The organism is Mycobacterium sp. E2989, from assembly GCF_001667595.1.
Lineage (GTDB): Bacteria > Actinomycetota > Actinomycetes > Mycobacteriales > Mycobacteriaceae > Mycobacterium.
The window spans coordinates 1-22,110 of record NZ_LZJX01000043.1; the positions used below are offsets into that span (position 1 = coordinate 1).

Sequence of the window (22,110 nt, forward strand, 5' to 3'; positions counted from 1 at the left end):
CGATCGTCGACGAAATGTGGGCGAGCGGATTGATGTCCGCGTTCAACCCGGTCGAGGCCGGCGGTGTCGAGCCGTCGTTCACCGAGATGATCGAGACCTGGATCGAAATGGCTTGGCAGGACGGCTCTTTCGGCTGGGTCGGCATCGCCAACCTGCCGTCCTCGTTCGCCGCGGCGGCGTACCTGCCCGACGAGGGTTTCGCGGAAGTGTTCACGGCACACGACAACCGCGTCACGATGGGCGGCCAATTCTTCCCGAACGGGCAGGGCTCCGCCGTCGACGGCGGCTACCTGGTGAGCGGGGCGTGGAACTTCGGCTCGGGCATCGGTCATTCCCAGTACGTCGCGGCGGGGTTCCTGCCCATGGACAACGGCGAAATGCGCTGGATCAGTGAGGGCTTCCCGGAGATGCGGGTCGCGGTGATTCCCCGCGACCAGGTCAGCTTCGACGACGGCTGGTTCGTGCAGGGGCTCAAGGGGACCGGCTCCTACGACTACAGCGCCCAGGAGGTGTTCGTGCCGGCGAGCCGCACGTTCGAGCTATTCGTGCGTCAGCCCTATCGCGGAACGTCACCGGCCACCCGGATGGGGCTGATGCCGGTCACCGCCGCCGGCCATGCGTCCTGGGCGCTCGGCGTCGCCAAGAGCATGCTCGACGATGTCCAGGAGCTGGCCGCGACGAAGTTCCGGATGAGTGACATGGCTTCGCTGGCCAGCCGCCCGACGTTCCAGAAGGGGCTGGCCCACCACCGCGCGGCCTGGCGGGCCGCTCGCCTGCTGGTCCTCGACGCGTTTACCACCGCCGAGGCCGCGGTGGCATCGGGCGAGGAGCTCACACCGGCCCTGCGCGCCGACATGCGGGTGGCGGCGGTCTTCGCGACCGACACGGCGCGGGGCTGCGCCGAATGGGCCCACCTGGTCGCGGGCACCAGCTCGATCCGCGAGGGCAGCCGCCTCGAGCGCGCCTTCCGGGACATCTACACCGGGACGCAGCACGCCTTCATCAGCGAGAAAGTCGCGATCGACGTCGCGCAGATATGGCTCGGCATCATCGAGGATCAGCCCGGCCTGTGAATCTCAGACGGCGGGCGGCTACACCAGACTTTGGCCCGGCTGCTGGCTGCCGGCGCTTTCGTCGTCGTTCCGCTCGGTGAGCGACGAGGCCAGCCCCGGCCCGGAGGCGCCGCCGGCCGACGCACCCTGCGCGAGCGAGCCAAGCGAGCTCAGCGGGGCGGCGCCGGCGCCCAGCAATGTCGATGCGGCGTTGACCGCACCGGGCATGGCCGCGCCGGGGCTTGGCACCGTCGGCGCGGTAACCGGCGCCGTCGGCGCCGGGGCCGCGACCGGGCCGCCCTGGACCAGGTTGGTCAGCGGCGGCGTGCGGGGGACCGAGCCGCCCGCCGCAACGGGCGGCTTCGCGCCCGTCAGCCCACCGCCCGTCGGGCCGACGAAGGTATGGCTGGCGATTCGGGCGCCGGAGGAGTCCAGGGCGCCGGCCGCCTCGCCGTCGACTTGGGAGTACATCCGGGCGATGTCGGTCAGCGCCACCCCGGTGCGCGCGACCTCCTCCTGGGCGGCGGTGTTCAACGCCAGCATGGCGGTGCCCTCCACGGCGAACGCCGCGGCCGCCATGATCGAGACTTCGTCGGCCCCGGCCGGGACCAGCGCGGTCACCGGCGCCGACGCCGCGGCGCCGGAAGCCAGACCGCGGGTCGCGATGTCGACCACGTGCAACCCGATGGCACCGGCCGCCGGGTCATGTGACATCGATTCCATGTGCGTACTGCTCCTGTGCGAGCCTTGAGCGCCGGTACGTCGAAGGACCAGCTGTGCTGGGCGATGACATCAAGTCTAAGGGGGCCGGTGGTGTGGTGCGCACACTTTCATCCGGCCCCGCCCGGTCGTCGCCTACTATCAGCCCATGCGCGGCTCAAAGATCCTGATCACCGGTCCGACCGGTCAAATCGCGACCCCCATCGCGCGGGCGCTGGCGGCCGACAACGAGGTGTGGGGCATCGCCCGGTTCACCGACCCCGCCGCGCGGGAGGGCCTGGAGAAGGCCGGCGTCCGCTGCCAGACGGTCAACCTCGCGGCCGGCGACTTCTCCGATCTGCCAACCGATTTCGAGTACGTCCTCAACCTCGCGGTGGCCAAGAGCGGCAACTGGGACAAGGATCTCGCGGCCAACGCCGAGTCGGTGGGCCTGCTGATGGCGCACTGCCGCGCCGCGAAGGCGTTTCTGCATTGCTCCTCGGCGGCCGTGTACGACCCGCCCGGCGACGATCCCCGCACCGAACGCGCCGCGCTGGGCGACAACCACAAATGCCTGTTTCCCACGTATTCCATCTCCAAGATCGCCGGGGAGGTCGTCGCCCGCTCGATGGCGCGGGCCCTCGGGGTGCCCACCACCATCGCCCGGCTCAACGTGCCCTACGGCGACAACGGGGGATGGCCGTTCTACCACATGGAGATGATGCTGGCGGGCATCCCGATCCCGGTCCCGCCGGGCGAGGCGGCGCGCTACAACCCGATTCACGAGGACGACATCATCGCGACCATCCCGAAATTGCTCGAGGTGGCGTCGGTCCCGGCGACGACCGTCAACTGGTGCGGCGACCAGACGGTCAGCATCCAGGAATGGTGCGCCTACCTCGGCGCACTGGTCGGCAAGGAGCCGGTATTCGAGGTGAGCGCGCAGGCGCTGCGAGGGAATCCGACCGACAGCGGCCGGATGCACGAGCTCGTCGGCGGCACCACCGTGGACTGGCGCGACGGGCTGCGCCGCATGGCGGCCAAGTTCCATCCGGAGTTGGTCGGCGCCTAGGCGTTACAGGTGCGCCAGGAGCCGCCCCGCGAACGCGTCGGGGTGCTCGCGATGCATGAAGTGTCCGCCCCGCACCTCCTCGACGGTGTACTCGTTCTCGAACATCCGGGCGGCGTGCCGATAGTCCGCTGGTTCGACGATCGGGTCGTCCAGGCCCGCGAAGGCGACGACCGGCACCGTGATCCGCGCCTTCAGCGACGCGCTGGGTATGGGGGAGAGCTTGCGGTAGTAGCCGAATGCCGCGTTCAGGCTCGCCGGATCGGAAAAGCTCGCCCGAACCGCGTCGAACTCCCGGGGGTCCGGCCGCCACAGCGGTGACCATCGCCGGTAGATCGCGGACAGCGCCGCGAAATCGTTGCGCGCGAAGCGATTCGCCGCTCCCGGCAGCTTGTACGCCGCGAAATGGCGTGCGCCCCAGAGCTTCTTCAGCGAAGGCCTGAGGGCCGCCGGGTGGGGAATGGCGATGACAACGAGTTTGCGGACACGATCGGGGCCGATCGCGGCCGCGCCGTAGGCCGCCGACGCTCCCCAGTCGTGCCCGATGACGACGGCGTCGCTCGCGCCGAGTGCTTCGATCAGCGCCAGCGGATCGCGGGCCAAGGTTTCCTGGTCGGGGTCGCGAGCGGGAATCCCGCTCGGGTGGTAGCCGCGCATGAAGGGGCTGACGGCGCGGTAACCCTTGTCGGCGATGCGCGGGCGCAGGTGATCCCAGGTGTGCGCGGTGTCGGGGAACCCGTGCAGCATCAGCACGAGCGGCCCCGAGCCCTGTTCGAGGTAGGCGAATCTCAGCCCGTTCGCCTCGACGAAGCGGATGTCGTCGGCCATGGCTGAGGACGCTACGCCTCCGGAGTATGACCCGGCAGGGGCGTGCGGAACGGGACCGCTTTCGCGAGTTACCCGGGCGGATCCCGTCCCTGACCGCGGCGCTTGACCGCACCGCAGGGCCAATGCTAAGCAAGTGCTCAGCACTTTCGGTGCATTAAGGGCGCGTGAGTCCGGGACACGGAAGGGACGAGATGAAGCTGCAGGCCGTATTGGAGGACATCCGCAAGCGCCCGGGCACGGGAGAGGTCATCGCCGTCATCGACCCCGCCACCGAGGAGACGATCACCGAGTTCACCGACTGCGGCGAAGCGGCCGTCAACGACGCCGCCGCGCGGGCCAGGGATTCCTTCGAATCGGGGGTCTGGTCCCAGCTCCCGGGACGCGCGCGGGCGAAGATCATGTGGCGCATCGCGGATTTGATCGACGAACATGCCGAGGACTTCGCCCGACTCGACTCGCTCAACACCGGCATGCCGTTGATGCAGGCGCAGCTGCAGATGTCCACCTGCTCGGAGTTCTTCCGCTATTACGCCGGTTGGTGTTCCAAACTCAACGGCGTCGCCTACGACGTGAAGACCGACGGGATCGCGACGGACGCCTTCGTCAACATGCACGCCTACACCCTCAAGGAACCCTTCGGCGTGGTGGGGCTGATCTTCCCGTGGAATGGCCCGATCTTCAACGCCAGCGCGAAGCTCGCACCGGCGCTGGCCGCCGGCTGCAGCATGCTGGTCAAACCCGCCGAGGAAACCCCGCTGTCGGCGCTGCTGCTGGACAGGCTGATCCACCAGGCCGGCGTCCCGGAGGGCGTGGTCAACCTGCTGACCGGGTACGGCCACACCGCCGGCGCCGCAATCACCGCCCATCCCGACGTCGAGAAGGTCGCCTTCACCGGGTCGACCGAGGTCGGCAAGGAGATCGTGCGCGCCTCGGCCGGCAACCTGAAGAAGGTCATGCTCGAACTCGGCGGCAAGTCGCCGGTGCTGATCTTCGACGACGCCGACCTGGACAAGGCGATCATGATGGCGTCGTTGGGCATCTTCGTGCACTCCGGGCAGGGATGCGTTTGTGGCTCAAGGATTTTCGTGCAGCGCGGCGTGTATGACCGGGTGGTGGAAGGCATTGCGCTGATGGCGAATACGTTCAAGCTGGGCGCTCCCAGCGAGGAGGGCTGCGTCAGCGGCCCGCTGATCAGCCAGAAGCAGCTGACGCGCGTCATGGGCTTCATCGACGAGGGCCGCGGCGACGGCGTCGAAGTGGTCACCGGCGGCCACCGCCTGGATCGCAAGGGCTACTTCGTTCACCCGACCGTGCTCACCAACGTCGATCCCGGCATGCGGCTCTACCAGCAGGAGATCTTCGGGCCCGTGGTCTGCATCCTGCCGTTCGACGACGAAGACGAGGCCGTCGCCATGGCCAACGACACCACCTACGGCCTGGCCGCCACGGCCTGGACGGAAAACCTTGGCCGTGCCCACCGCATCGTCAAGCGGCTGCAGGCTGGCAGCGTGCAGGTCAACTGCCAGTTGGTGTTCGACCACGATGTGCCGTTCGGCGGTTACAAGCAATCCGGTTGGGGCCACGAGTTCGGGCGCGAGGGGATCGAGGCCTACATGAAGACGAAATCGGTCTGGGCCCAGCTCTAACCCGGTGCGGTGTTCTGGGCGTGTCGCCGCGGCCGACAGCGAAAAGTCCCGAACCGCACCAGGTTCGGGACTCTCCGCCGGCACGCCCGCGTTCAAGACCCCTTGCTGTAGCGGGTCAGGAAGCCGACGGCAGCGACGGCCGCGACGGTACCGATGACGCCCCACAGCACCAGCTGGAAGACCATCGACCCCAGGAACCAGCCGAACGTCATCCCGATGTAGAGGGCCCAGATCAGCCGGAATGCGCTCCACAGCGCGATCGCGCCCGCGCTGATTCCGATGTAGAGGCTGCGCTGCCGGTCGACCCGATTGATCTGCTCTTCGATGCTGGCCGGGACGATCTTCATTTCTGACTTCCTTTCGTGGGGCGCCGCCGGATTGGCGTCGTCGTTGCGCCAAGTACAAACCGCGGCGCGGGCTACCGATCCCAACGTTGTCGCGACGACGAAGGCGTCGGCCAGGCCGCGCTTGCGGCACCATGGCGAAGGTGGGTCGATGCCGCCGAGGCGCACCGCCCCGCGTTCCCGTCATCGAAGACGGTGCTTTCGCGGCACTGGAAGGAGAACGCCCAGATGGTGAACCCGATCAAGATCGCCACTCAGGTGGCCGAATCGCTCCTGGCGGTGGGTGGCGTGCGGGTCGGGCTCGAGGAGCCGACGTACACGCACCAACGGATCACCGACAACGTCGAGATACGCCACTACGGTCCGCGCATTGCCGCCGAGACAATCGTCGACGCGGACCAGCACCGCGCTCGCGACGTCGGGTTCCGACGGCTGGCGGGATACATATTCGGCGGCAATCGGGACAATTCATCGATCGCGATGACCGCGCCCGTCAGCCAGCAGCCGAGCCGGGGCGGTCAGCAGATCGCGATGACCGCACCGGTCGTCCAGTCCGCCGGCCCGGAGGCCGGCTGGATGATCCGCTTTTTCATGCCCGCGAAGTGGACGATGGAGACTCTGCCCACTCCCAACGACGCTCAGGTCCGGCTCGTCGCGGTGCCGTCCGCGACCGTGGCGGTGTTGCGATTCAGCGGCGACCGCAGCCCCAAGGCAGTCGCCTCCCGAACCGGGGAGCTCTCGAAGGTATTGCAGGACAGGGGAATCGAGGCCACCGGAGATGCGGAGGCCTGGTTCTACGACCCGCCCTGGACGCTGCCGATGCGGCGCCGCAATGAGGTCGCAATTCCCATCGACCCGGCGTCGGCGCCACGCTAGCCCGGCTGCCGCTCCCGGTCTTGCGCACCTGCCCAGCGGCTACTGTTTCGCGTAATGACTGACGACAACAAGAGGGTGGACGCGCGGCAGCTCACCGGAATTTCGGAGACGGCGCTGCTGACGCTCTACGGAAGGGCACACCAAGCGGCGCTCCCCGACGCGATCATCGACGACCCGATGGCCGTCAAGCTCGTCGATTCCATCGACTTCGACTTCGAGAAGTTCGGCCGCCGCGGCCAGGAGATGGCGCTGCGCTCGCTCGCCGTCGACCGGTGCGCCACCGACTACCTCACCACCCACCCCCGGGCGACCGTCGTCGCGCTTGCCGAGGGCTTCCAGACGTCCTTCTGGCGCTTGGACCGCGCACTGCCCGACCCACAATTCAAATGGGTCTCGGTGGATTTGCCCGCGGTCGTGGACCTACGGCGGCGGCTGCTGCCGCATTCGCCGCGAATCACCTATCTCGCCCAATCCGCCCTCGACTACAGCTGGATCGATGCGGTCGATGCCCGCAACGGCGTGTTCATCACCGCCGAGGGCCTGTTGATGTACCTGCGGCCCGACGAGGCGCTGGGGCTCATTGCCCAGTGCGCCAGGAGCTTTCCCGGCGGCCAGATGTTCTTCGACCTACCGCCGACCGTGGTCAAGAAGGTCGCACGAAAGGGGCTGCGTTCCTCCAAGCGCTACCGCGTGCCGCCGATGCCGTTCAGCCTTTCGGTGCGTCAACTGGCGCGGCTGCCCCGCACCATGCCCGGAATCCGCGCGGTGCACGACGTACCGATGCCCGCGGGGCGGGGCCTGTTCTTCGGGACGCTGTACCCCGCGTTCTGGCGGTTTCCGCCGGCGAAGCCGTACCGCGGGGTCTATGCCCTCCTGGAATTCGGCTGAACTCAGCCGAGCTTGACCACCAGCTTGCCGACGTTCTTGCCGTCGAACAGCATGTTGATCGCCGTCGGCAGCTGCTCGAATCCCTCGACGACGGTCTCGAGCGGCTTGAGCTTCCCCGCCCCGATCAGGCCCGCGATCTCGCCGATCGCCTCGGGCGCGCGCCCGAAGTGGTCGAGGACGATGAAGCCCTGCACGGTGGCGCGCTGGATGAGCAGGTTCCCGAACGCACGCGGACCGGGCGGTGGGTCCTCGGCGTTGTAGCCCGAGATCAGGCCGCACAGCGCGACGCGGGCGCCGATGTTGAGGCGCGCGAAGATTGCGTCCATCAGGTCGCCGCCGACGTTCTCGAAGTCGACGTCGATGCCGTTGGGTGTCGCCGCGGCCAGCTGCGCGGCCCAATCGTCGGCGCGGTGGTCGACGGCCGCGTCGAAGCCCAGCTGATCGGTGAGCAGCGCACACTTCTCGGGACCCCCGGCGATCCCGACGACGCGGGCGCCGGCCGCCTTGGCGAGCTGCCCGGCGACGGAGCCCACCGCGCCGGCCGCCGCGGAGACGACGACGGTCTCGCCGGGCCGGGGCTTGCCGATGTCGCGGATCCCGATCCACGCGGTAAGCCCGGTCATCCCGAGGGCGCCGAGGTAGGCGCTCGGCGACATGCCAGGTGCCACTTCCACCGGGTTGACCATCGCGGTGTCCGTGAGCACCGCGTACTCCTGCCAGCCGAGGAGCCCTTGCACCTGCTGTCCGGCCTGGTAGGCGGGGCTCTTGGACGCGACCACCTCGCCGATCCCCGCGGCGCGCATGACCTCGCCGAGCCCAACCGGGGGCAGGTAGGTCGGGGTGTCGTTGATCCACATGCGGTTCGTCGGGTCGAGCGAGATCCAGTCGACGCGCACCAGCGCCTCGCCGTCGCCGAGCTCGGGGATCGCCTCTTCGGTCAGTTCGAAAGTGTCGGGGCCGATGCGGCCGGTGGGGCGTTCGCGAAGCAGGAAACGACGGTTTCGATCGGTCATATGCGCACCGTACCCTTCAACAAAGGGCCCGCCGGACGGGAGGTTTTGTGCGGTGAACGTTATGTCGCGAGTGGTCGCTGTCCCCGTCGCCGCGCTGACGATCGTGGCGCTCTCGCCGCCCGGGTCGGCCACCGCGGACCCGCCGCCCACCCAGCAGATCACCGTCATGGCCGTGGGGCCCGACGGGCAACCGATCAACGGCTACCGGGAGACACCGCCGGAGGGCAACGTCGTCACGGTCACCTGCGACACGGCGTCGCCGTCGGCGGTGGACGACAACGTGTACTCCTGCTCGCCGAGCGCGGCCGGGGCCGGCACGTGTTGGCCGTCGACGCCCGGATCACTGTTGTGCGTCGACGATCCGTGGGAGAGGCAGCTGCATCGGGTGAAATACGGGGGTTCGCTCCCGCCGGTGCAGCCGACCGCGAGCCCGGACCCCTTCGCGCTGACCCTCGACGACGGCACGCGGTGCCGGCTGCGCAACGGCGGCGCCTGGGGCCTGCGCGCCGACGGGTATGAGGGCATCTACTGGTGCGGCGCCGGCAACCCCGAGGTGCTGTGGCTGCCCAGCCAGGGCCCGGGGACGTGCATCGACCGCTCCGCGCCGGCGTGGACCGTCAAGGTTGGCCAGCTCGGCGCACCCGGTGCCGTCTTCCCACCGCCGCAGACCCGCACGGTGACCGAGGCGTGGTTCGCCGGGGGCAAGGCCGGCCAATAGGCCGGCCGGGGTGCTGCTATAACGCAGGTATGTCCACCCCCAGGCACACAATCACCCATGTTTCGGATACGGCCCGCTGGACGGCGTTGCACCGGGCGACCGAATCGGCCCGCCCGGACGCGCTGTTCAGCGACCCGCTAGCCGAGCGGCTCGCCGGCGAACACGGCCGCGAGATCGTCGCCAACGTCCCGCGGTCGACGCGCAACGGCTGGTGGCTCGTCGCGCGGACCAAGCTCATCGACGACGCGCTCGCCGACGCTATCGCCGGCGGCTGCGATCGGGTGCTCAATCTGGCCGCCGGCCTCGACACCCGCCCGTATCGGCTCGACCTTCCGGCCGAATTCACCTGGGTGGAGGCGGATCTGCCGGACTTGCTCGCCGAGAAGACGCAACTGCTCGCCGATGAGACGCCGCGGTGCCGGCTGACCCGGATGGCCGTCGACCTGGCCGAACCCGCGGCCCGCGACGCCTTCCTCGACGAGGCCCTGCGCGGGGCCAGCAAGGCGCTGGTGCTGACCGAGGGGCTGCTGATGTACCTGGAGGCAAGCGACGTCGCCGCGCTCTCCGCGGCGATCAAGCGGCCCGAGGTCGCGTGGTGGATGCTCGACTTCGCCGGCCCGGGGCTGAAGAAGCTGATGAACAAGAAGATGGCGGGCATGATGCAGAACGCGCCCTTCAAGTTCGCGCCGGAGAACGGTTTGGCCTACTTCGAAGGCCTGGGCTGGCGCACCGTGGAGGTGCAGGCGCTGTATCTCGCCGCTTACCGGTTTCACCGCCTGCCGCTATGGATGCGCCCGCTGGCCTGGCTGCCCCAGCCCGACCCGCGGCACCCGGGCGGCAGGGCCTGGAGCGCGACCGCCCTGCTCACGCACTGAGCGCGCTTACCAGACGCGGATCCAGTCGACGAGCATGTCCGCCGGGTAGCTGCCCGGCCCCGGGTCGCCGCCACCGGAACCCGCCACCGCCAGATTGAACACCGGATAGACCGTGTAGCCCGGCCCGTTGAACGGCCAATCCGGCAGCGAGCTGGCCGGCACGTCGAAGTACGGCTGGGCCCCGTCGGTGTAGTCCTTCCAGAACCGGATGCCGGCCGCGTCCCATTGGGTGCGCCAGGTGTGCCAGCCACTGTCCATCGCGATGTTGTGGGTCTTCCATTCGCCGCCGTTGGCCTTGGCGTGGACGGTGGTGGCCGAGGGCCAGCTGCCGTTGCCGTACCACTCCATGACGTCGATCTCGCCCTGGTCGTCGTTGCCGAGCCAGTAGGCCGGCCAGGCGCCCGCCGTCAGGCAGTTGAGCTTGATGCGGGCTTCCCAGGTATGGCCGACGCCACCCCGCCAAAGGCTTTGGACCTTGCCGCTGTAGTAGGTGGGGCCGTCCTTGGCGGCGCGCAGCACCAGGTTGGAGTTGCCGTCGAGGAAGACGTTGCGCCGGTCGTCCCGGTACTGCCCGATGTGCTCGGGCAGCTCCCAATACGTCGGGTCTTTGATCGTCTCGCGGGCCTTGGCGATCGCCCATTTCGAGGCATCGGGCGCCGAGCCGGCGGGGCCGTCGAATTCGTCCTGGAAAATGTAGGTCCCGGTTTGGCCGCTGGGCGCGGCGGGCGGGGGTGCGGTGCCGCGCCCCGAGGGGTGCGCCCCGGCTTCCGGCGCAGGCAGCGCGGCTGCCAGCACGCCGATCCCGGTCGTCAACATCATGCGGCGGCGGTCCATCTTTGGCATAGGCAAGGGACCATAGCAGCACGGCGTGTGCGAAGCCGAAACGGGAAATGTGTCGGTGGCCCCCGATAAAGTTTCGGATCGCCGGCGGGCCAGCACGGACGGCGGCGCGACGGTGGCCGAGCATTAGCCGAAATTCATGGCTAATTCTCAACTAGTTGGATGGTTTGGTCTCAGGATCGCCCGGGCATCCTTGAGATCACGAGCCGATAACCACTAGTCGTAGCTTTTGCCGGTGGCAGTGAGAGGAGTTAACGATCGTGGCTAATACAACGGGAGCGAACGTTATTTTCCTCCAGTCCCACCCGGTGTGGACCGCGGCCCAGCGGCACGAACGCGAACGCAGCGAGGCGATGCGCCGCCATCCGGCCTTCCTGGCCCGCCAGCATGCCGCGGCGGTCGGCGGCGAGGTCATTCCGCTTGTCCGCGACTTCAAGCTGTACTCGAGCACCAACACCCCGGCCTGAATTCCGCGCGCAAACCGCGCAATAACCGGCCAGTTGGGTCCGCAAACGAAGTATTGGGCACCGAAAACGATCCGATAACTCGGAATCTCATTGCTGCCGACCGACCTTAACCGTTACCGCCGGATCGCTCAGAGCTTGCTGGCGACGAAATCGGCGGCCTGGTTGGCCATGCCCGCGTCGATGTACGCGCCGGCCAGGTGTTGAGGCCAATTCGCTTTCCATGTGTTGGGGTCCGCCGGGTTGCAGATGGGATCGGCGCCGTGGCACAGCTCGATGGTCCGGTCGTTGTAGATCGGGCTGAAGTTCGTAATCGGGCCCACCCACTGGCTGCCGTTGCCGAACAACGCGACGGCCGCGATGTGCTGATCGGTTCCCGGGGGCAGCGGGCTGTCGAAACCGAACGCGCCGATGGGCGCGGCGAGCACGACGTCGGTGACCGCCGCGCCGAGCGAGTAACCGCCCAGTACGAGGCGGGTGGCGGGGCAGTTGGTGACCATGTCCTGAACGTGGTGGCTCATGTCGTTGGCGCCCTGGGCCACCTCGGTGTCGGCGGGGTAGTTCACGGCATACACGCCGATGTTCTTGTTGACCTTGGATCGCAGCGCGCTGATGAACGCGTTGCCCAGCGTTCCGACTCCGGGCGATTCCATTCGGCCACGGGCGAACACCACCTGCACCGGAGGGCAACCGGCAGCCGCGGCCGGCCCGGCGGCGCCCGGCGTGCCGGGCGGGAGGATCACGGCGGTCAGCGTCAGCGCCGCCACGGCGAGGACGGCGTTGACACATCTACGGACAGGGAGGGCACGCACAGCACGATGGTAAAACGGTCCCGCTCCGGCCGCTGGGCAACGGATGGAGACCCCTCGATGTTCGGTCGACCACCGTGCCGGCTGCGGCGGGGCAGGCGATAGGTTCGGCTGATGAGTCACGCCGATGCCAGTGCGCCCGAGCGCTTGTTCGCGCTGGCCGAGCAGGTGCGGGGTTTCCTGCCCGCCGACGAGGGGCGCGCGCTGTACGACGCCGCGCTGCGGTATCTCGACGGCGGCGTCGGTGTCGAGATCGGCACCTATTGCGGCAAATCGACCCTGTTGCTCGGCGCGGCGGCCCAACAGACCGCCGGCGTGCTGTACACGATCGACCACCACCACGGCTCCGAGGAACATCAGGCCGGCTGGGAGTACCACGACGCCTCGCTGGTCGACGAGGTCACGGGCCTGTTCGACACGCTGCCGGCGTTTCGCCACACCCTCGACGCCGCGGGGCTCGACGACCACGTCGTCGCGGTCGTGGGCAAGTCCCCGGTCGTGGCCTCCGGGTGGCGGTCGCCGCTGAGGTTTCTGTTCATCGACGGCGGCCACAGCGAGGCCGCCGCCAACCAGGACTTCGACGGATGGGCCAAGTGGGTGACGGTCGGCGGCGGGCTGGCCATCCACGATGTTTTCCCCGACCCAAAGGACGGCGGCCGGCCGCCGTACTACATCTACTGTCGCGCAATCGATTCCGGCCAGTTCCGGGAGGTGTCGGCCACCGGCTCGCTCCGCGTGCTCGAACGGGTCAGCGGTGCGCCGGGGGAACGCATCCCATAGAGATCATCCCGCGCGGTTTCACCGCGTTTTCGCCTCAACCGATCTGACTCAGCACCGCGCCCATGTCGGCGAGATCCCACACCTCGGCGAACTTGCCGTCTTCCACCCGATAGATGGTGAACTCGGAGATGGCCACCCGCCGACCCGTGGCCGGGATGCCCTGAAAGGTGTCCCGGTGGGTACCGGTGACCGAGAAGTGCAGCGCGATCAGGTTCCCGTCGATGGCCAGATGCCGTAATTCCCAATGCCAATCGGGAAAGGCCGACACGAGCGGCGCGAACTGCGCCGCGACGGCAGTCGGCTCCATGGGGGCGTCGTTGACCTTGATGGTCGGTGCATAGAAGGTCGTCATTCGTTCGAAGTCGTGCGAGTTACACGCATCGAGATACGACAGATAAAGCGTGCGCAGCGCGTCGGTACTCACCGGCCGGGCCCGGCGGCGACGCATTCGCAGTCGAAGTCGGTCTGCAGGCCCAGCGGCAACCCGTGGCCGCGAAAGATCCCGGCGCCCGCGGTGGTGTTCGACAGTGCGTCGGCGGCCAAAATCATCGCCGCCCCGGTCCACGTCGTGCGCTCCTCGGGCCACCGCTTCCCGTCCGCGAACACCAATCCCGTCCAGTAGGAGCCGTCCTCCTCACGGAGATGCTGCATCGCGCCGAACTGCCGGTGGGCGGCCGGCCGTTGGCCGATGGCCTCCAGCGCCATCACCAACTCGCATGTCTCGGCGCCGGTCACCCAGGGGCGGTCGGCGACGCAACGAATGCCCAACCCGCCGACCACGAAATCGTCCCAGCGCTGGGTGATTCGCGCGGCCGCCTCCGGCCCGCGCAGGGCGCTACCGAGGATCGGGTAGTACCAGTCCATCGAGTAGCGGTCCTTCTCGGTGAACGCCTCCGGGTGCGCGGCTATCGCGTGCCCGAGCCGCCCGAGCGCGAGCTCCCACTCGGGCTGGGGGTCGTCCACCAGCCCGGCCAACGCCAGGGCGCACCGGATGCTGTGATACACGCTCGCGCAACCCGTCAGCAGCGCTTCCGTCAGCGGGCCGGCTTCGCTTCGCGCCCAACCGATCTCGCCATAGCCAACCTGCAAGTCGATGACGAAGTCGATCGCCTTGCGCACCACCGGCCACATCATTGCGGCGAAGAACCGGTCGCCGGTGACGAGGACGTGGTGCCAGACGCCGGTGGCGATGTAGGCGCAGAAGTTGCTGTCGCTGTTGGCGTCCTCGATGACGCCGGCGCGGAGCTGGATGGGCCAGGATCCGTCGGGGCGCTGGGTGCGGCGGCTCCAGTCGAACGCGGCGCGCGCCGGTTCCAGCAGCCCGGCGGCGGTCAGCGCCATCGCGCACTCGACGTGATCCCACGGATCGGTGTGGCCATCCTCGGACCACGGGATGGCCCCCGAGGGTTCCTGGGTGGCTGCGATCGATTGTGCGGTCTGACGGCATTGCTCGGGGGTGAGGACACCCGCTACCGCTGGAGGGTTAACCCGACGCAACTGAATATCCCACAGTCGCTTGGCTTTCGGTTTGCTTGACGAAGTACATCGCGACGCTCTTGCCGACCAACGGATTGAGCAGCGACTCGGCCAGCTGGGTGATTTTCGGCCGCTGCATCAGGTCCCATACCAAGAGTTTGTGGTACGCCGACACCGCGCGGTGATCGGTGTTCGACACCCCCACAGCGCATTTCAGCCACCAGAACGGCGAGTGCAAGGCGTGCGCGTGGTGGGCATACGTTATTTCCATGCCGCCGCCAACGATTTTGGCGCGCAAATCGCTGGCCCGGTAGATGCGCACGTGGCCGCCCTCGTTGCTGTGGTATTCGTCGGACAGCAGCCAGCACAATCGCTCCGGAAGCCACCGCGGCACGCTGACCGCCAGGGTGCCGCCGACCTTGAGCACCCTGATCAGTTCGGCGATGGCGGCGTCGTCGTGCGGTATGTGCTCCAGGATTTCCGACGCGATCACGCAGTCGAACGTCTCGTCGGCGTACGGCAACTTCAGCGCGTCACCGAGCACCACCTTCGCCGACGCCCCGGCCGGGGCTTCGCCGGTCTCCGCCATCGCGCGCAGAATGGCATCCACCGAACGCAATTCGGCCGCATCCTGGTCGAATGCCACCACGTCGGCGCCGCGTCGGTACGCCTCGAACGCATGCCGGCCCGCCCCGCACCCCACGTCGATGACCTTGGTGGCCGGCCCGATCCCCAGCCGGTCGAAATCCACGGTCAGCATTGGGCGGCACCTTTGGCGGCGTTGCGTGCGATCGCCCGCTCGTACACCCGGACGGTCTGCGCCGCCACGGCTTCCCAGCTGAACACGTTGACCGCGCGGGTTCGTCCCGCCTTGCCCAGGCTCCGCCGCTTCTCCGGCGAATCCAGCAGGTCGCCGAGCGCGCGGGTCAGCGCATCGACGTCGGCGGGCGGCACCAGCTCGGCGCACGCGCCGTCGGTGCCGAGGACTTCCGGCAGCGCGCCCACCCGGCTCGCCACGATCGGCGTGCCGCTGGCCATGGCCTCCACCGCGGGCAACGAAAACCCTTCGTAGAGCGACGGAATGCACGCGACTTCGGCCGACGCGAACAGCGCGGCGAGCTCGGCGTCGGAGAGCCCACTCGTGATGTGCACGATGTCGGAGATGCCGAGCTCGGCGATGAGCTTGTGGGTGGGGCCGTTGGGTTCCACCTTGGCGACGAGGCGCAGCTCGAGATCCCTGCTGGTGCGCAGCCGGGCAATCGCCTGCAACAGCGTGCGCACGCCCTTGAGCGGCGTATCGGCGCTGGCGATCGCGATGATCCGCCCGGGCTGCCGAGCCAGCGAGCCGGGCTTGAACAGTTCGGTGTTCACGCCCAGCGGCACCACGTGTAGTTGCTCCCGCGCAACGCCGAAGTCGCTGACGATGTCCGCGGCCGACGACGACGAAACCGTCAGCAGGTCCGGGATCTGGCGCGCCACCTGCTGCTGCATCGCCAGGAATCCATACCAGCGCTGCACCAACGGCTTTCGCCACCACCGCGCGGCGGCCAGGTCGAGCACTCGGTCGCGGGTGATGGGATGGTGCACCGTGGCCACCACCGGCAGTCCCGCTTCGGCGATGGTGAGCAGTCCGGTGCCCAGGCTCTGATTGTCATGGACGACGTCGAAATCGGCCGTCCGGCCGGCCAGCGCCCGGGCCGCGCGCATGGTGAACGTCCGCGGTTCGGGGAACCCCGCGGTCCACGTGGTGAGCAGTTCCAACAGGTCGATCGAGTCGCGGATCTCGCTGGGCCGCGGCACGCGGAAGGGGTCGGGCTCGCGGTAGAGATCCAGGCTCGGCACCTTCGTCAGCCGCACCCGCGGATCGAGCAGGTCGGGGTAGGGCTGGCCGGAGAACACCTCGACGTCGTGACCGAGTTCGACCAATCCATGGCTGAGATGGCGCACGTAGACGCCCTGTCCGCCGCAATGGGTCTTACTACGGTAGGACAGCAGGGCAATTCGCATACTCAACTCTTCTTTGCTGGTGAATGACCGCGGAACAGCGCCGAACCCATCGCGGTCAACGGACTCCCGAGCTCCGTGACAGCAAACTGGACATGTGTCCAGACTATAGTTCGATTACCTAATCGAGCGCAACGAGCTCGAACATCACCGGACACCGGGTAAACGTTCTGACGGAAATCCGGCACTTAAGGATCATGCCATTCGGTCCAGAGTGCGAGTTGAACCGTTCGGCCCGCCCTCGCGTAGTACTGGGTACACAAAACCATACTCAGCTGGAGGTGAGGGCAGCCGTGGCTGCTGTATTGAAATCGCGTTACGACGTCATCGTGTGTGGTGCCGGGTCCTCGGGATCGGTGATCGCCGCCCGGCTGGCGGAAAACCCCGATGTCAATGTGCTGCTGCTGGAAGCGGGCGGCTCCGACGACCTGCCCGCCGTGACCGAGGCGAGCGAGTGGCCGTCCAATCTGGGGAGTGACCGCGACTGGGGTTTCGCGGCCGAACCCGACCCTCGGCTGCACGGGCGCTCCATCCCGTTTTCGATGGGCAAGGTGCTCGGCGGCGGGTCGAGCATCAATTTGATGGTTTGGTCGCGCGGCCACCGCGGGGACTGGGACCACTTCGCCGCCGAGTCCGGCGAGCCGGCCTGGGCATACGAGCAGGTGTTGCAGCTGTACCGGCAACTCGAGGACTGGCAGGGCACCGGCGAGCCGGATCATCGGGGCAGGGGCGGGCCGGTGTTCGTCGAGCCGGCTTCCGAGATGCATCCGCTCGCACCCGCGGTACTCGACGCGGCGCGCTCTTATGGCATCCCCACCTACCAGAGTCCGAACGGCCGCATGATGGAAAACGCACGCGGCGCCGCCATCGCCGACCTGCGCAGCCGCAACGGCAAGCGCGAGTCCGTGTTCCGCACCTACGCCGGCCCGCGGATGGGGCAGCCGAACTTAACGGTGGTGCCGCACGCCCTGGTCACCCGCGTGATCCTGCAGGGTGACCGGGCGGCCGGCGTCGAAGTCGGCTATGCGGGCGCAATTCGTCACGTCGCCGCCGAGGCGGAGGTGGTGTTGTCACTCGGGGCGATCCACACCCCCAAGGTGCTGATGCAGTCGGGCATAGGCGACGGGGAGGAGTTGCGGCGTGTCGGAATCACGGTACGCCGGCACTTGCCCGGGGTCGGCCGCAATTTCCAGGATCATTTCGGGTTCGACTGCGTGTGGGAGTTTCCGGACCGGGAGCAGGTCAGCACCCAGGTCGGGGCGACCATGTTCTGGGACTCGGGGGCGGCCAACGGCCAGAGCCCCGACCTCTTCGCCTGCTTGGGGTCCTTCCCGAAGGCGACGCCGGAGAACGCCGCGAGATACGGCCTGCCGGCTAACAGTTGGATCCTCTTCGGTTCCCCGACGCACCCCACAAGCCGCGGCCGGCTGCGGTTGTCGGGCCCGAACGCGGCCGACCCGATCCGCATTGAAGCGAACGCGCTCTCGAACGGCGACGACCTCAAAACCGCGATCGCCTGCGTCGAAACGCTGCGCGAGATCGGCAATTCGCCCGAACTGCGGCCCTTCGTCGCGCGCGAAGTCATGCCGGGCGACCTCTCGGGCACCGAGCTCGACGAATATCTGCGCTATGCCGTAACCACGTATTGGCACGAGTCTGGGACGGCGAAGATGGGGCGCGACCCCATGTCGGTGGTCGACGGACGCCTAAAGGTATACGGCACCCGAAACCTGCGCGTCGCCGACGCATCGGTCATGCCGCGGATCACGAGTGGCAACACCATGGCCCCGTGTGTGGTGATCGGAGAACGCGCCGCCCAGTTCATCAAGGCCGAGCATCGGTTCTGAGCTGTTTGTTACCATCGCGCGGTGCAGGGTTCGGCTGCATCAGGCGAATGCGGCGGGCGGCGATCGGTGTCGCGACGCGACGTCCTTCGGCTCGCCGCTGCGCCGGCGTTCCTCGGCTTCGCAACGCTGGCCGCTGGCCCGGCGGGGCCCAAGGCGTCCGCCGCGGACATGCGGCTCATCGATTTCGCCGAGCGCCGCATCGCGCCGGACGAGATCAAATCGGCGGGCTATGGCGGTGTGGTGAACTACGTGTCGTTGTCGCGGCCGGGCGCGAATTTCGAGGCGAAGCCAATCACCCGCGAATACGCGGACGCGCTGCGCGCGGCGGGCCTGCAAATCGTCAGCAACTTTCAGTACGGCAAGCCCGGCTGGCCCGATCCCTCGGACTGCACACGCGGTTATGACGGTGGCGTGGCGGATGCGCAGAGCGCCCTGCGGCTGCACGGCGCGGCCGGTGGCCCGTCCTCGGCCCCGATCTTCTTCAGCATCGACGACGACATCGACGCCAACACCTGGAATAGCGTTGCGGTCCAATGGTTCCGGGGCATCAATTCGGTGCTGGGCGTCGGCCGCACCGGCATCTACGGGCACGCCGCCGCGTGCGGCTGGGCGATCCGCGACGGCGTCATCGGCAGCTCGACAACCCCCGGGCACCGGTGGGCGTGGCAGACCAGATCGTGGTCGCATGGTGACCGAGAGCCCGCGGCGGTGCTCTACCAGTCCGTCGTCAACAGCCCGGCCAACCCCAGCCCGGTCCTCGGCGGGATCAACGTGGACATCGACGACGTTTTGGCGCCCGACTTCGGTCAGTGGGATCTGGCTCGGTGAGCCGTGCGTGCAGCCAGGCGACCGCGCGAACCGACACTGCAGTACCTGCGCGACGCCGGACGAATCGCCATGGCGCACAGGGGTTTCACCGCCTTCCGATTGCCGATGAACAGCATGGGGGCGTTTCACGAGGCGGCGAAGCTCGGGCTTCGATACATTGAGACCGACGTCCGGGCGACCCGCGACGGCGTCGCGGTGATCCTGCACGACCGCGTGTTCCGATCGGAATCGGGCGAATCGGGCGCCATCGACCAGTGTTACTGGCGCGACGTCCGCCGGTTGAATCTCGGTGCGGGGGAGGCGATCCCCACCCTCGAAGAACTGCTTTCCGCGCTGCCGGACATGCGCGTCAACATCGATATCAAAGCGGCGTCGGCCATCGTGCCCACCGTCGAGATCGTCGAACGGATGAACGCGCATGACCGGGTGCTGATCACGTCGTTTTCCGATCGTCGGCGACGGCGCGCGCTGAGTCTGCTGTCGAAACGGGTCGCCAGTTCGGCCGGCACGAGCGCGTTCCTGGCACTGCTGGCGGCGAGGACGCCGGTAGCCCGCGCGTATGCCTGGCAGATGCTGCGCGACAGCGACTGCCTGCAGCTGCCGCCCCGGCTGGGCCGCGTACCGATCATCACGCCCGGACTGGTCAGGGCCCTGCATGCGGCGGGACTTCAGGTGCACGCGTGGACCGTGGACGACCCGAACACCATGCACGCACTTTGCGATATCGGTGTCGACGGCATCATCACGGATCGCGCGGACGTCCTGCGTGACGTCCTCATCGCGCGAAACGAATGGCGGCCGCGTTAGCGCGCGGCACCTCCGCGAGCCGAAGGCCCGCGGAGATGCCGGATTGCGCTACCGCGTGGTCTTACTTCAGGTCGAACCGATCACTGTTCATGACCTTGACCCAGGCCGCGACGAAGTCCTCCACGAACTTGCCCTTGTTGTCGTCCTGGGCGTAGACCTCGGCCAGCCCGCGTAGCACCGAATTCGAGCCGAACACAAGGTCATTCGCGGTCGCGGTCCACTTGATCGCGCCCGAGGCACGGTCGCGGCCCTCGTAGACGTTCTCGGCGGTTTCCGACGGCTTCCACTCCGTGCCCATGTCGAGCAGGTTGACGAAGAAGTCGTTGGTCAACGCGCCCGGCCGGTCGGTGAACACGCCGTGCTTGGCGCCGCCGTGGTTGGCGTTCAGGGCGCGCAGCCCGCCGATCAACACCGTCGTCTCCGGGGCGGTCACGCCCAGCAGGTACGCCCGCTCCATCAGCAGGTGTTCCAGCGGCGCCTTCTCGCCCGGCCGGATGTAGTTGCGGAAGCCGTCGGCCCGCGGTTCGAGCACCGCGAACGACTCCACGTCGGTGTTCTCCTGCGAGGCGTCGGTGCGCCCGGGCGCGAAGTGCACAGAGATCTCGTAGCCGGCGTCCTTGGCCGCCTTCTCGACCGCCGCGGACCCCGCCAGCACGATCAGGTCGGCCAGCGAGATCTTCTTGCCGCCGGATGCCGAGCCGTTGAAGTCCTGCTGGATCTTCTCCAGCACCGGCAGCACCTTGTCCAGCTCCGAGGGCTCGTTGCACTCCCAGTTGCGCTGCGGCTCCAGACGCAGCCGCGCCCCGTTGGCGCCACCGCGCTTGTCGGTGTTGCGGTAGCTGCCCGCCGCCGACCAGGCCGTCTTCACCAGTTGCGGAACCGACAGCCCCGACTCGAGCACCTTGCCCTTCAGCGCCGCGATGTCCTGCTCGTCGACCAGTTCGTGGTCGACCGCCGGCACCGGGTCCTGCCACAGCTGCGGCTCGGCAACCCAGGGTCCGAGGTAGCGGCTGATCGGGCCCATGTCGCGATGCAGGAGCTTGTACCAGGCCTTGGCGAACGCCTCGGTCAGCTCCTCGGGGTGGTCCAGCCAGCGCCGCGTGATGTCGCGATAGATCGGCGACTCGCGCATCGAGATGTCGGTGACCAGCATCGTCGGGGCGCGGCCGGGCCCGCCGAACGGGTCGGGAATGGTGCCCGCGCCCGCGCCGTCCTTGGCGACGAACTGCCACGCATCGCCGGGGCTCTTCTGGAGCTCCCACTCGTAGCCGTACAGCGTCTCGAGGAAGGTGTTGTCCCACTTCGTCGGGGTGGGCGTCCAGACCACCTCCAGGCCGCTGGTGATCGCGTCCTTGCCGACCCCGGTGCCGTACGAGCTCTTCCAGCCCAGCCCCTGCTGTTCGATCGGGGCGGCCTCCGGCTCGGGGCCGACCAGGTCACCGCTGCCGGCGCCGTGGGTCTTGCCGAAGCTGTGCCCACCGACAATCAGCGCGGCGGTCTCCTCGTCGTTCATCGCCATGCGGCCGAACGTCTCCCGGATGTCGATCGCCGCGGCGATCGGGTCCGGCTTGCCCTCGGGGCCCTCGGGGTTCACGTAGATCAGCCCCATGGTGGTCGCCCCGTAGGGCTGGGCGAGGTCACGCTCGCCGGAGTAGCGCTTGTCGGTGCCCAGCCAGGTGTCCTCCTCGCCCCACAGGATCTCCTCGGGCTCCCAGACGTCCTCGCGGCCGAAGGCGAAGCCAAACGTCTTGAATCCCATGGACTCCAGCGCGCAGTTACCGGCGAAGATGATCAGGTCGGCCCAGGAGATCTTGTTGCCGTACTTCTTCTTGACCGGCCACAGCAGCCGGCGCGCCTTGTCCAGGCTCACGTTGTCCGGCCAGCTGTTCAGCGGGGCGAACCGCTGCATGCCCTGGCCACCGCCACCCCGGCCGTCGAAGATGCGGTAGGTGCCGGCCGCGTGCCAGCTCATCCGGATGAACAGGCCGCCGTAGTGGCCGTAGTCGGCGGGCCACCAGTCCTGCGAGGTGGTCATCACGTCGATGACGTCTCGCTTGAGCGCCTCGACGTCGAGCTTGGCGAACTCCTCGGCGTAGTTCCAGTCTGCGCCGTACGGGGTCGATTTCGGATTGTGCGGCTGCAGCATCGAGGGGTCGACCTGGTCGGGCCACCAGTCCCGGTTCGTCAGGGGCGCATTCGATTTCGGTGTCGGCGCCGAGATTGTGGGGTTTTCGCTTTCGCTCACAG

At 68.2% G+C, this 22,110-nt stretch carries 23 protein-coding genes; 12 read left to right on the forward strand and 11 right to left on the reverse strand.

Annotation, left to right across the window (positions count from 1 at the left end; all coding sequences use genetic code 11):
- Window positions 1-1,073, forward strand: a 1,073-nt coding sequence (locus tag A5680_RS08515; RefSeq protein WP_067818244.1) for an acyl-CoA dehydrogenase family protein, incomplete at its 5' end; no start/stop codon positions are given.
- Between the two features lie 18 nt (window positions 1,074-1,091).
- On the opposite strand, the gene A5680_RS26480 is transcribed toward A5680_RS08515, so the two are convergent.
- Complete coding sequence (locus A5680_RS26480; protein ID WP_067818246.1) at window positions 1,092-1,775, reverse strand: PE family protein; 684 nt, start codon at window positions 1,773-1,775, stop codon at window positions 1,092-1,094.
- A 145-nt stretch (window positions 1,776-1,920) separates the two neighbouring features.
- Here A5680_RS26480 and A5680_RS08525 point away from each other — a divergent pair, with 145 nt between their 5' ends.
- Entirely contained in the window at window positions 1,921-2,823 is a 903-nt protein-coding gene (locus A5680_RS08525; protein ID WP_067818249.1) for an NAD(P)-dependent oxidoreductase, read from the forward strand.
- A gap of 3 nt (window positions 2,824-2,826) precedes the next feature.
- Here the strand turns inward: A5680_RS08525 and A5680_RS08530 are convergent, their stop codons facing one another.
- On the reverse strand, window positions 2,827-3,648 hold the full coding sequence (locus A5680_RS08530; protein WP_067818251.1) for an alpha/beta fold hydrolase: 822 nt from the start codon (window positions 3,646-3,648) through the stop codon (window positions 2,827-2,829).
- A gap of 191 nt (window positions 3,649-3,839) precedes the next feature.
- Between A5680_RS08530 and A5680_RS08535 the strand changes: the two genes are divergently transcribed.
- Window positions 3,840-5,294, forward strand: coding sequence for an aldehyde dehydrogenase (locus A5680_RS08535; protein ID WP_055402260.1), 1,455 nt, complete (start codon window positions 3,840-3,842; stop codon window positions 5,292-5,294).
- Window positions 5,295-5,386: 92 nt separating this feature from the next.
- Here the strand turns inward: A5680_RS08535 and A5680_RS08540 are convergent, their stop codons facing one another.
- Window positions 5,387-5,641, reverse strand: coding sequence for a hypothetical protein (locus tag A5680_RS08540; RefSeq protein WP_055402337.1), 255 nt, complete (start codon window positions 5,639-5,641; stop codon window positions 5,387-5,389).
- A 225-nt stretch (window positions 5,642-5,866) separates the two neighbouring features.
- Here A5680_RS08540 and A5680_RS08545 point away from each other — a divergent pair, with 225 nt between their 5' ends.
- Both A5680_RS08545 and A5680_RS08550 read left to right on the forward strand, forming a co-directional pair.
- Window positions 5,867-6,514 carry a heme-binding protein gene (locus A5680_RS08545; RefSeq protein WP_055402335.1) on the forward strand — a complete coding sequence of 216 codons (648 nt, stop codon included), beginning with the start codon at window positions 5,867-5,869 and terminating at the stop codon, window positions 6,512-6,514.
- A gap of 54 nt (window positions 6,515-6,568) precedes the next feature.
- A complete protein-coding gene (locus tag A5680_RS08550; RefSeq protein ID WP_055402258.1) occupies window positions 6,569-7,402 on the forward strand; it encodes a class I SAM-dependent methyltransferase in 834 nt (277 codons plus the stop codon).
- Between the two features lie 2 nt (window positions 7,403-7,404).
- Here the strand turns inward: A5680_RS08550 and A5680_RS08555 are convergent, their stop codons facing one another.
- A complete protein-coding gene (locus tag A5680_RS08555; protein WP_067818254.1) occupies window positions 7,405-8,415 on the reverse strand; it encodes an NADP-dependent oxidoreductase in 1,011 nt (336 codons plus the stop codon).
- Window positions 8,416-8,476: 61 nt separating this feature from the next.
- On the opposite strand from A5680_RS08555, the gene A5680_RS08560 reads away from it, so the two are divergent.
- Window positions 8,477-9,133, forward strand: a complete 657-nt coding sequence (locus tag A5680_RS08560) for a hypothetical protein (RefSeq protein WP_231633787.1) — start codon at window positions 8,477-8,479, stop codon at window positions 9,131-9,133.
- 29 nt (window positions 9,134-9,162) lie between these two features.
- The gene (locus tag A5680_RS08565; protein ID WP_067818257.1) at window positions 9,163-10,008 is read left to right on the forward strand and encodes an SAM-dependent methyltransferase; all 846 of its coding nucleotides are present in this window, start codon (window positions 9,163-9,165) and stop codon (window positions 10,006-10,008) included.
- A gap of 6 nt (window positions 10,009-10,014) precedes the next feature.
- On the opposite strand, the gene A5680_RS08570 is transcribed toward A5680_RS08565, so the two are convergent.
- A complete protein-coding gene (locus A5680_RS08570; protein WP_067818259.1) occupies window positions 10,015-10,851 on the reverse strand; it encodes a family 16 glycosylhydrolase in 837 nt (278 codons plus the stop codon).
- A 257-nt stretch (window positions 10,852-11,108) separates the two neighbouring features.
- Between A5680_RS08570 and A5680_RS25635 the strand changes: the two genes are divergently transcribed.
- Window positions 11,109-11,315 carry a hypothetical protein gene (locus A5680_RS25635; protein ID WP_156349501.1) on the forward strand — a complete coding sequence of 69 codons (207 nt, stop codon included), beginning with the start codon at window positions 11,109-11,111 and terminating at the stop codon, window positions 11,313-11,315.
- A gap of 128 nt (window positions 11,316-11,443) precedes the next feature.
- Here A5680_RS25635 and A5680_RS08575 read toward each other — a convergent pair whose 3' ends face one another.
- Entirely contained in the window at window positions 11,444-12,079 is a 636-nt protein-coding gene (locus A5680_RS08575; RefSeq protein ID WP_369827635.1) for a cutinase family protein, read from the reverse strand.
- A 156-nt stretch (window positions 12,080-12,235) separates the two neighbouring features.
- Here A5680_RS08575 and A5680_RS08580 point away from each other — a divergent pair, with 156 nt between their 5' ends.
- Window positions 12,236-12,901, forward strand: coding sequence for a class I SAM-dependent methyltransferase (locus A5680_RS08580; RefSeq protein ID WP_067818263.1), 666 nt, complete (start codon window positions 12,236-12,238; stop codon window positions 12,899-12,901).
- 34 nt (window positions 12,902-12,935) lie between these two features.
- On the opposite strand, the gene A5680_RS08585 is transcribed toward A5680_RS08580, so the two are convergent.
- Genes A5680_RS08585 through A5680_RS08600 form a run of 4 tightly spaced genes read right to left on the reverse strand, consistent with a single transcriptional unit; the run spans window position 12,936 to window position 16,384 of the window.
- The gene (locus tag A5680_RS08585) at window positions 12,936-13,325 is read right to left on the reverse strand and encodes an ester cyclase (protein WP_197499747.1); all 390 of its coding nucleotides are present in this window, start codon (window positions 13,323-13,325) and stop codon (window positions 12,936-12,938) included.
- Window positions 13,322-14,398 (reverse strand): prenyltransferase, encoded by a 1,077-nt coding sequence (locus tag A5680_RS08590; RefSeq protein ID WP_067818266.1) that lies wholly within the window; start codon window positions 14,396-14,398, stop codon window positions 13,322-13,324. Before A5680_RS08590 ends, A5680_RS08585 begins: the two co-directional genes overlap by 4 nt.
- On the reverse strand, window positions 14,385-15,137 hold the full coding sequence (locus tag A5680_RS08595; RefSeq protein WP_067818268.1) for a class I SAM-dependent methyltransferase: 753 nt from the start codon (window positions 15,135-15,137) through the stop codon (window positions 14,385-14,387). The genes A5680_RS08590 and A5680_RS08595 overlap by 14 nt, the downstream gene beginning before the upstream one ends.
- A complete protein-coding gene (locus tag A5680_RS08600) occupies window positions 15,131-16,384 on the reverse strand; it encodes a glycosyltransferase family 4 protein (protein WP_067818270.1) in 1,254 nt (417 codons plus the stop codon). Before A5680_RS08600 ends, A5680_RS08595 begins: the two co-directional genes overlap by 7 nt.
- A 290-nt stretch (window positions 16,385-16,674) precedes the next feature.
- On the opposite strand from A5680_RS08600, the gene A5680_RS08605 reads away from it, so the two are divergent.
- From A5680_RS08605 to A5680_RS08615, 3 genes are all read left to right on the forward strand, one after another.
- Window positions 16,675-18,228, forward strand: coding sequence for a GMC family oxidoreductase (locus tag A5680_RS08605; RefSeq protein ID WP_067818273.1), 1,554 nt, complete (start codon window positions 16,675-16,677; stop codon window positions 18,226-18,228).
- 168 nt (window positions 18,229-18,396) lie between these two features.
- Complete coding sequence (locus A5680_RS08610; RefSeq protein ID WP_369827636.1) at window positions 18,397-19,056, forward strand: DUF1906 domain-containing protein; 660 nt, start codon at window positions 18,397-18,399, stop codon at window positions 19,054-19,056.
- Between the two features lie 69 nt (window positions 19,057-19,125).
- Window positions 19,126-19,863 carry a glycerophosphodiester phosphodiesterase family protein gene (locus A5680_RS08615; RefSeq protein ID WP_082970309.1) on the forward strand — a complete coding sequence of 246 codons (738 nt, stop codon included), beginning with the start codon at window positions 19,126-19,128 and terminating at the stop codon, window positions 19,861-19,863.
- A 61-nt stretch (window positions 19,864-19,924) separates the two neighbouring features.
- Here the strand turns inward: A5680_RS08615 and katG are convergent, their stop codons facing one another.
- Complete coding sequence (katG, locus tag A5680_RS08620) at window positions 19,925-22,051, reverse strand: catalase/peroxidase HPI (RefSeq protein ID WP_231977593.1); 2,127 nt, start codon at window positions 22,049-22,051, stop codon at window positions 19,925-19,927.
- Window positions 22,052-22,110: the final 59 nt, after the last annotated feature.